Here is a 7,231-nt window from a genome sequence, read left to right as displayed (position 1 = left end):
CGGTGGCGTGGGTTCCTGCGCTCAACAAGTACCTCGTCACGTCCTATGCCGGGTGCCATGAAGTGGAGATGGATCAGGAAATCTTCTCCGCGAACGTCAGCGGTGCCACCATGAACAGGGCCATCGGTGCCCAGCCGATGCTCCGCAAGGACGATCCGGAACACGCCGCGGACCGGGCCGCGATCAACCCGACCCTGCGGCCGAAGAACATCAAGGAGACTTGGGCCCCTGCTTTTGAACGCAACGCCCGCCGCTACCTGGAGGTCCTGGCGGAAAAAGGCCCCGATGAGGCAGACCTCAACCGGGATTATGCAGCGCCCGTGGCCTCGCAAAACCTGATCGACCTGCTGGGCCTGAAAGACGCCCAGGTCGAGGACATGCGCCGCTGGTCGCATGCCTTTATTGCCGGCGCGGGAAATCTTCTGGACGACCCGGACATCTGGGCCCGTTGCAACGCGGCCAGAACCGAGGTGGACGGCCTGCTCGAAGAACTGGTGCCGCACTACCGGTCCCATCCCAACGGCTCCATGACATCAGCCCTGGCGAACAGCGGGCTGCCCTTGGATAACGTGGCCGCGAACGTGAAGCTGACCATATCCGGCGGAATGAACGAACCCCAGCATATGGTGACCAACATCGTCTGGGCCTTGGACCGGCACCCCGGACAGCGCGAGAAGGTGCTGGCTGATCCAGCGCTGTGGCCGGGCGTCTTCGATGAAACCGTTCGATGGCTCTCACCCATCGGCATGTACCCCCGGGAAACAACCCGGCCGGTCGTGCTTGAGGGAGTCCGCCTTCCCGCCGGCGCGCCCCTCGGCGTGGTCGTCGGATCCGCCAACCGGGACACAGCGCACTTCAACGACGATCCCGATACCTTCGATATTTCCCGCCCCAAGCAGTCCCATCTGGCCTTTGGCAGCGGGGTCCACCTTTGCGCCGGGCACTGGGCAGCCAAAACGTCCATCGGGGCGATCGCCGTACCCCTCCTTTATGAAACGCTCCCGGGGCTGCGCGTGGACGAACGGCGCAGCGAAACATGGGACGGCTGGGTCTTCCGCGGCCTCACCAGCCTGCCCGTGACATGGAACTAGACAGTAAAGAGGTAGAAACGATGGCGAAAGTCAGCTTCCACCACACCGACGGCAATGTCGACGTGCTCGACGTCGACCCGGGCACCTCGCTTATGCGCGCTGCCGTGACCAACGGCGTCGCCGGGATCGCCGGCGAATGCGGCGGCCAGGCAATGTGCGCCACCTGCCACGTCTACGTCCGCCCCGAGTACCTCGACGGCCTGCCCGAAATCAGCGACGACGAGGACGAAATGCTCGACTGCACCGCGGACCCGCGCGATGACGAGCGTTCCCGGCTGGGCTGCCAGCTCAAGGCCGGCGAGAGCTTCGACGATATCGAGGTCGACGTCCCGGGAAGCCAGGTCTGACCATGCCCAGGCCCGGAAATATCCTCATCGTCGGCAACGGCCAAGCCGGCATCCAGCTCGTCGACTCCCTCCGCAAGGAAGGCCACACCGGACCCATCACCATCATCGGCGAGGAAACACACTTCCCCTACCAGCGGCCCCCGCTGTCCAAGGACTACCTGGCCGCCGGGACGGACCCGGCGCCGCTGCCGCTGCGCGCGGAAAAGTTCTTCATGGACAACGACGTCGACTCGCGCCTGGGCGCGCACGTCACCTCGATCAACCGAGCCAGGCACACGGCGGCGCTGGCCGACGGCAGCACCGTCGGCTATGCCAAGCTGGTCCTCGCCACCGGCGCCGCCAACCGCGTACTCACCGTCCCTGGCAGCAGACTCGCCGGGATCCACGGCCTGCGGACCCTGGCGGACGCCGAAACCGTGCACGCCCGCCTCGGCGAGGCAAAGTCCGTCGTCGTCATTGGCGCCGGCTTCATCGGCCTCGAGTTCGCCGCCGCAGCCCGCAAACGCGGCATCGAAGTTACCGTGCTCGAATACGCGGACCGGCCCATGGCCCGTGCCCTGTCCCCGGTGATGAGCCGCTGGTTCGCCCAGGCACACCGCAGCATGGGCACCGACCTGCGCCTGGGCGAAGGCATCGCCTCCTTTGAGAACGACGGCGCAGGGCACGTCGCCGCCGCCATCAGCACCACCGGCCGGCGCTACCCGGCGGACATGGTGCTGGTCGGCATCGGAGTCATCCCGCGGACCGAGCTGGCTGAGGCCGCCGGGCTGGCTGTCGCCAACGGCATCACGGTGGACACCAACATGCGGACCGAGGATCCGGACATCTTCGCCCTCGGCGACTGCGCGAATTACCCCAGCCACCACGCCGAGGCGCGCACTCGCCTCGAATCCGTGCAGAACGCCACGGACCAGGCCCGGCACACCGCCAAGTCCATTCTCGGCACGCACGACCCGACCCAGGGGCAGGCGTACAAGGAACTGCCTTGGTTCTGGTCCACGCAGGGCGACCTGCGGCTGCAGATCGCCGGCATAGCCCAGCCCGGGGACGAGACCATCCTCCGCGGCGACCCGTCGAGCGGGAAGTTTTCCGTCTTCTGCTTCCGCAACGCCAGGCTCACTGCCGTCGAATCCCTCAACCACCCGGCGGATCACATGGCAGCGCGCAAGCTCCTGGCCCGAGAGCGCAGCCTCAGCCCCGACCAGGCCGCGGACCCGGGCTTCGACTTCCGCGCCCACGCCAAAGAACCACAGCCAGCCTAACCACCTAACAGGGCACCTGCCCACGGACAACGGAGTTCCCATGTCAACAACCTCGCCACCAGCTGCAGCATTCGGAAAACGTCACCGGATGAACCCGGAAGAGCGCCGGGTACTCGCCGGTACCCTGGTCGGCACCTCTATCGAGTGGTACGACTTCTTCATTTACGCCAGTGCCGCCGCCCTTATTTTCGGGCAGCTCTACTTCCAACCGCTTGGAGCAGAGAACCCCGCCCTCACCCAGCTCATCTCATTGGCTTCCATCGGCATCAGCTTCCTCTTCCGTCCCCTGGGCGCTATCGTTGCCGGTCATCTCGGAGACCGCATCGGACGCAAACGGATGCTCGTCTTCACCCTGGTGATGATGGGAGGCGCGACCGCACTGATGGGGCTCCTGCCCACCTACGCGCAGATCGGCGTGTGGGCACCAGTCCTGCTGATTCTGCTGCGCATCCTCCAAGGCTTCTCCGCCGGAGGCGAGTGGGGCGGCGCCGCGCTCATGGCCGTCGAACACGCGCCGGTCAACCGCCGCGGCCTCTTCGGGGCGTATCCGCAGATCGGCGTCCCGGTCGGCATGCTCATGGCCTCCGGAATGCTGACACTCCTCACCCTGATGCTCACCCCCGAACAATTCGCCGCCTGGGGCTGGCGCATCCCGTTCCTCGTCTCCGTGCTACTGATCGTGGTTGGATACTTCATCCGCCGCGCGGTCGACGAGAGCCCGGTGTTCAAGGAACTGCTCGAACGCCGCCGCGAATCGTCCGCCCCGCTGGTCCAGCTCTTCAAGACCAACTCCAAGCAGGTCATCCAGTGTGCCCTGATCTTCATGGGCAACAACGCCGCAGGCTACCTGCTGATCGCTTTCGTCGCCTCCTACGCCACCAGGGAACTGGGCATGGAACGTTCACCTGTGCTCCTGATGACCACGATCGCGGCAGCAGCCTGGCTGGTCACGACCATCTGGAGCGGGTCCCTCTCGGACCGCATAGGACGGGTTCGGACTTTCCAGATCGGCTACGCTGCCCTCATCGTGTGGATGGTTCCGCTGTTCCTGCTCATTGACACCGCCAACATCTGGCTGCTGGGACTCGGTGTCGTCGTCATGACCGTCGGCCTGGGCTTCGCGTACGGCCCCATGTCGGCCATGTACGCCGAGATGTTCCCAGTCCAAGTCCGCTACTCGGGTGTCTCCATCGGGTACGCGCTCGGGGCCATTCTCGGCGGTGCCTTCGCACCCATGGTCGCCCAGGCCCTCATGGACACCACCGGCTGGTCCCCGTCAGTGGGCATCTACATCATCGTTCTGAGCCTCATCTCGATCATCGCCGTTACAACCGTCAAGGAACCCCGCGGCACCAACCTTCGCATCAAGGAACTCAAAAACGAACAATCATCAATGCCCAGCCACTAGCAAGATCGTCCCGCTCGTCTTGCAATGAGCAGGACCGGGGAAAGGGTGCTGTGCTCGGTCTCCGGACCCACTTGAAATAACAACAGCCGGCGTGGCCCGCACAAACAAGCGTTGTGCGGGCCACGCCCGTTCGCTCTACAAGAGCTGGAACTACATATGCGCCGTTATCGGCGATGGGGAGAGAAGTCCTCATCGAGGTTGCCCTATCGGCCGCAGAATGACTATGTGATGCCCATCGACAAGGTGCCGCGTTTGAGTACCATGCAGGCGTCGAAGGAATTCACCTCGTACAGCAGATAGCTCATCTCGATGCGGGAGGCTCCAGGCGCAAGGGTGGCCGGCAGAACGTGCGAGGCATCGATGATGTACGGCGACGCCGACGAATTGAGGGTGCCCAGTTCCACGGCGAAGATGCCGATGGCTTCGTCGGCAACCTGAAGTGATTCGCCAGCGCTCCCGATACCTGTGCCCACACCCCAGTAAACGCAAAGGCCAAGATTAGCCTCGGAGTAGGGCCAGGGATCGGGGTTCATGATCCCAAAATCCAGAGGAAAGGTCGATCCACGGGCGGCTGGTCCCCAGCCGATCTGCGTGAGGAAAGGCGAATGTTCGATGGCGTGGGTCAGTTCGCGAATCAGAGCGTCGCGGCTGATCGTGACTGACCGGAGCCCTTTACTTTCGTAGTCACGCTCTCTGGCTCTTGCCTCTTCGAGTATGCGGTCGGCTTGACGGCTGATAGTTCGGGCGGATCGCGCTCCGGGGTGGCGTTTGCGCAACGGCATCATGCACCCGCCCCACGACACCATTGACGACCGGTGTTCCAACTCATGGAGACGCCCTCGACGAGTGCCAAGCTGTCGGCGGCCCGAGAACAACCCTGTACCTCGCCGCCCGGGCGTTCTTTGCTTTCGTCGATACCAGGTTCGGGCGGCGAAGCAATGCAGCGGCGGGAAGCGCGCGATTCTCTGCGGCGCCTACTCTGAAGTCCCGAATCTTGACACGTGCCGTCGCTAGTCGACAATCCGATCACCCTCCCACATTGGCGGGGTAGCTAGTGCCCCCCTGTTGAGTGGATCATCTACGGAAAGCGTTACCAGAGCGTTATTTGCGTCTTGCAGCCGCGCACAATGGTGACCACGATCCGGCCGACCACCACATGCGCGTGCGACAGAACCGCACACCGCGAGCCCGAACACCTCGAACCAAAACGAGCACCGGAAGGATGGTTCCCCGATGTGCACATGCAGCGGTAGCCAACACACCCGGCCCCGCTCCTGGAGCTCCGTGCGGCCACACTGACGACGTCAGCGAACTCCTCGGCCTTCGACTCGAACGCCCCGATCAACAGATGACAATCTGGACTCGGCGTCATGTGCGCTGTTATCGGCGTTTGATGTTGAGCAGAGCCCCTCTGCGTGGTGCGAGACCGGCTCGTGGGGCTTGGCGTGACAAGGTGCTAGCGACGAACCAAACAACTTCAAATGCCTCGGCGGAATCGCTTGCCTCTCTCCGACGCCGGGTCACGGACAGTCAATTCGAAGCGCTGTTCGCCGTGTCGAGGGCGGGCAACCCGTTGCGCAGGTGCCCGTGATCTGGTGTCAGAGTGTTGGCGGATCGCTCAGGTACTCCATCTCTGCCGGAGGCTAAGACGGCGAAGGGCCTACAGCAGCTCGTTCAGGAGAGGGAAACGAAGCTTGGTCATTGCCTTCTGTCAGCTTTCCATGGACAAGTTGCTGGGCTACTTCGGTGAGCATATGCAGGCCCTTAACCATGTCTTCGTCTGTGGACAGTTCCCGTTCGCAATGGGAGACGCCGTCGACGCTCGGGATGAACAGCATGACGGTGGGGACCATGGAGTTCATGGCGACGGAGTCGTGGCCGGCCATGGTTGCAAGGCGACGTGTGGAGAAACCGAGATTGGCGGCGGTTTTGGCTGACAGCTCCAGTCCGGACTCGGGGTAGTGCCGGATCTGGCGGACGTCGAAGTCATTGACCCGGATTTGGATGTCGTGCTCGCGGGCCAGTGCTTCGATGTCGCGCAGCAATTTTTCCCTGGCTGATCGGACAATCGCGGGGTCGCCGGAGCGCAGGTCAGCGACGAGATGGACGCGGCGCGCGACGACGATGGGTGAGTTCGGTTCCACTGAGAGCCGACCGATTGAGGAGACCAGGGCCTCCTCGTCATAGTCCTTGGTTACGTCGTGGACCATCAAGACGATCTTGGACGCGGCAACGAGTGCGTCGTGGCGGTCGGCCATGGCGGTGGCGCCGGTGTGGGACTGCTCGCCCAGTACCTCGATATCGAGTTTCTGGGTGTACCAGCTGTGTTCGACCAACCCGATGTCGACGCCTTCACGTTCGAGGATCCGTCCCTGCTCGATGTGGATCTCGGCGTACGCCGCGGGTATCGGACGCGGGTCCGTCCCGAGGAACCCGATTTCGGACAGGGCCTGCTGAACGCTGATGTTGTCCGGATCGACAATGGCGAGCGTCTCGTCCTGGTCGAAGAGTCCTGCGAAGACCGAGCTTCCCATGAGCGAAGGGGCGAATCGGCTGCCTTCCTCGTTGAACCAGTTGACGACGGCGAGGTTGAATTTAGGCGCCTGTTCCGTGCCTTTGATGCGACGGCTGATCTCCTGGGCAGCGTGCATCGCCGCGACCACGCCGTAGGCCCCGTCGAACCGTCCGGCCAGGGGCTGGCTGTCGAGGTGGGAACCGATGAGGACATAGGGGGCGCCCGGGGTCCACTCGGTGAGCCCAAACATGTTGCCGATCCCGTCCACGCGCAGCTCGAATCCTGCATCCTGGATCCACTGGGCGAACCACGTTCGGGTGGCCGCGTCGTTGGCCGTGGCGGCCTGACGGTCCACTCCATTGTTGAAGGTCGCGCCGATCGTCGCTACGTGATGGAAGTCTTGCAAGAAAGAGTGATCGTTCATGGGGGGTGCTAACCTTTCCTCGTTTATCCGATTGGGTTTAAGGCAAGAAGCCGGTCCAGCACTGCCGCAGCCTCACCGACTAGTCGGCTAGCGTCCGGTCCCGCTGCGATGAGCACGAGCGCCGGCCGTTCAGGGGGCAGCCGGTCGTCGGACCGTGGGCGCACGTCTACTCGTCCGCCAGCCA

General features: G+C 63.8%; 6 protein-coding genes. 4 read left to right on the top strand and 2 right to left on the bottom strand.

Going from position 1 to position 7,231, the window contains the following annotated elements; genetic code table 11:
- The 4 genes from RIF85_RS13475 to RIF85_RS13460 all read left to right on the top strand — a co-directional run.
- Positions 1–1,091: cytochrome P450 (locus RIF85_RS13475; RefSeq protein ID WP_309072411.1), on the top strand; the 1,091-nt coding region annotated here is incomplete at its 5' end.
- The gene (locus RIF85_RS13470; RefSeq protein WP_375164856.1) at positions 1,082–1,438 is read left to right on the top strand and encodes a 2Fe-2S iron-sulfur cluster-binding protein; all 357 of its coding nucleotides are present in this window, start codon (positions 1,082–1,084) and stop codon (positions 1,436–1,438) included. The genes RIF85_RS13475 and RIF85_RS13470, both read left to right, overlap by 10 nt.
- A gap of 2 nt (positions 1,439–1,440) precedes the next feature.
- Positions 1,441–2,700 (top strand): FAD-dependent oxidoreductase, encoded by a 1,260-nt coding sequence (locus tag RIF85_RS13465; protein WP_309072410.1) that lies wholly within the window; start codon positions 1,441–1,443, stop codon positions 2,698–2,700.
- A 40-nt stretch (positions 2,701–2,740) separates the two neighbouring features.
- Entirely contained in the window at positions 2,741–4,108 is a 1,368-nt protein-coding gene (locus RIF85_RS13460; RefSeq protein ID WP_375164855.1) for an MFS transporter, read from the top strand.
- A gap of 221 nt (positions 4,109–4,329) precedes the next feature.
- On the opposite strand, the gene RIF85_RS13455 is transcribed toward RIF85_RS13460, so the two are convergent.
- Entirely contained in the window at positions 4,330–4,641 is a 312-nt protein-coding gene (locus RIF85_RS13455) for a hypothetical protein (RefSeq protein ID WP_309072408.1), read from the bottom strand.
- Between the two features lie 1,110 nt (positions 4,642–5,751).
- Positions 5,752–7,047 (bottom strand): M20 family metallo-hydrolase, encoded by a 1,296-nt coding sequence (locus RIF85_RS13450; RefSeq protein ID WP_309072407.1) that lies wholly within the window; start codon positions 7,045–7,047, stop codon positions 5,752–5,754.
- Between the last annotated feature and the right edge of the window lie 184 nt (positions 7,048–7,231).

The organism is Arthrobacter sp. (assembly GCF_031179385.1).
GTDB lineage: Bacteria > Actinomycetota > Actinomycetes > Actinomycetales > Micrococcaceae > Arthrobacter_D.
The sequence above is the reverse complement of the archived record's forward strand: the minus strand, read 5'-3'. Positions and strand labels throughout refer to the sequence as shown.

Excerpts from the sequence above, each read along its gene's own strand:
- RIF85_RS13470 (WP_375164856.1), top strand. The coding sequence starts at position 1,082 with ATGGAACTAGACAGTAAAGAGGTAGAAACGATGGCGAAAGTCAGCTTC.
- RIF85_RS13465 (WP_309072410.1), top strand. The coding sequence starts at position 1,441 with ATGCCCAGGCCCGGAAATATCCTCATCGTCGGCAACGGCCAAGCCGGC.
- RIF85_RS13460 (WP_375164855.1), top strand. The coding sequence starts at position 2,741 with ATGTCAACAACCTCGCCACCAGCTGCAGCATTCGGAAAACGTCACCGG.
- RIF85_RS13455 (WP_309072408.1), bottom strand. The coding sequence starts at position 4,641 with ATGAACCCCGATCCCTGGCCCTACTCCGAGGCTAATCTTGGCCTTTGC.
- RIF85_RS13450 (WP_309072407.1), bottom strand. The coding sequence starts at position 7,047 with ATGAACGATCACTCTTTCTTGCAAGACTTCCATCACGTAGCGACGATC.